The sequence below is a fragment of the Intestinibacter sp. genome (assembly GCF_051866655.1).
Classification (GTDB): Bacteria; Bacillota; Clostridia; order Peptostreptococcales; family Peptostreptococcaceae; genus Intestinibacter.
The window spans coordinates 1-1,947 of the sequence record NZ_JBJDXL010000011.1 but is presented as its reverse complement, the minus strand read 5'-3'; the positions used below and the strand labels follow the sequence as shown (position 1 = coordinate 1,947).

The following is a 1,947-nucleotide window of genomic DNA, read 5'->3' as shown; positions in this document are numbered from 1 at the left end:
ATTAGGAAAATCTAGTGCAACTACGAAAGAGTTTGTAAAAAAAGAATATCAAGATTGGATAAAGTACATAGATGAAGTAGTAACACCTAGACTTGACTATGGAAAAGGAAAGGGAGCTTTCAATACGGCAGCATTTTTGTTCGCTAAGAAAAAAGCTATACTTGTGAAATTGGAAAGTACAATAAAATCTCTATTCGCAGGTGAAACAGGAAATAGGATTCCTCTAACATCAATACCTTTAAGTGTTGCAGATACTAGAGTAAAGTTATTTAAAAAATATCAATTACCACATGGACAATTTGTTTTATCTCAAGATAAAGAAGATTATTATGCTAGATCAGTAGTATCTCAATACTCTGATCGTGAAGGAAATGTAATTTTGGGTAACTGGATATCATCAAATGAACTTAGCTTAATAGCAGGTCTTCCTCAAAAAGAAGTAGTCGGTCTTGGACTTAGAGAAGAAGTTCAATTTGGATTAAATATAGAGGATAAAATAAAAGAAGAAAACAAAATAAAATTAGGAAACTTAGTACATAGTGGAAATATTTTAAAAAACATAGATGTATGCATCGATAAAGAACAGCTAGACAAACACGTTTTCATAACAGGTGTTACAGGAAGTGGTAAGACTACTACTTGCCAAAAAATACTTATGGACAGCGAGCTACCATTTTTAGTAATAGAGCCTGCTAAAACAGAGTATAGAATACTTGCAAATGAATACGACGATATTTTGATATTTACATTGGGAAGAGATAATGTAGCTCCATTTAGACTAAATCCATTTGAGTTTTTCCCACATGAGAGCATAACTTCAAGAGTTGACATGATTAAAGCAAGTATGGAAGCTGCATTTGATATGGAGGCAGCGATACCTCAAATTATCGAAAGCTCTATATACGAATGCTATGAAGATTGTGGTTGGAATATATCTACAAACAAAAATGAAAAATTTGAGGATCCATTTAAGGATGGAGTTTATGCATTCCCAACTTTTTCAGATTTAATTAAAAAGGTCGATCAAGTTGTAGAAAAACAGGGATTTGATGAAAGGTTAAAACGAGATTACATAGGTTCTATAAAGGCTAGACTTGAAGGTCTTACAGTTGGGGCTAAGGGTCTAATGTTAAATACTAGAAGAAGTATCGATTTTGAGAGTCTTTTGGATAGAAAAGTAGTTTTAGAGCTTGAAGAGATAAGAAGTGGAAGTGAAAAATCTCTTATAATGGGATTTATTTTAACTAACTTATCAGAAGCTATAAAAGCTAAATTCAAAAAAAGCGGTGAATTTGACCATATAACTTTAGTTGAAGAAGCGCATAGACTTTTAAGTAAATTTACACCAGGAGATAGTCCAAATAAAAAGCAAGGTGTAGAAACTTTTACAGATATGTTAGCAGAAATCCGTAAATATGGCGAATCACTTGTAATAGTAGATCAAATTCCGAATAAACTTACATCAGAGGTTCTTAAAAATACTAATACAAAGATTGTCCATAAAATATTCGCACAAGATGATAAAGAGGCAATAGGTAATACTATGGTTTTATCTGATGAACAAAAAGAATTCTTATCAAATCTTGAAGTTGGACGAGCTGTGGTATTTACTCAGGGATTCCAAAAGGCTGTTCAAGTTCAAATTGATAGAACTAGTGATACCACTGGAGGAGAAGAACCTAATGAGGAGAATTTAAGAAGAAGGGCTGTTGAGTTTTATTGTGATAGTTATAAGAAGGGAATTTTCTTGGGATTAGATGCTTTTGATGAGAGACCTAGTTTTGAGGAATTTGAGAAGTTTAATAATTGTATTTTAGAAAATAAATTTATCAGAGAATATGAAAACTTTTTAAATGGAGGAGAACTAAGTACAAAATTAAAAGTTTACGATAAAAATTTAGCTGGAGAGTTAAAGTTTTTTGTAGATCAGTTTGATAAAAATTTTGT

Annotated in this window: 1 protein-coding gene; it reads left to right on the top strand. The window is 31.6% G+C overall.

All coding sequences use genetic code 11. The features are described from left to right. Positions 1 to 1,947: ATP-binding protein (locus ACI3VO_RS00310; protein ID WP_439755993.1), on the top strand; the 1,947-nt coding region annotated here is incomplete at both ends.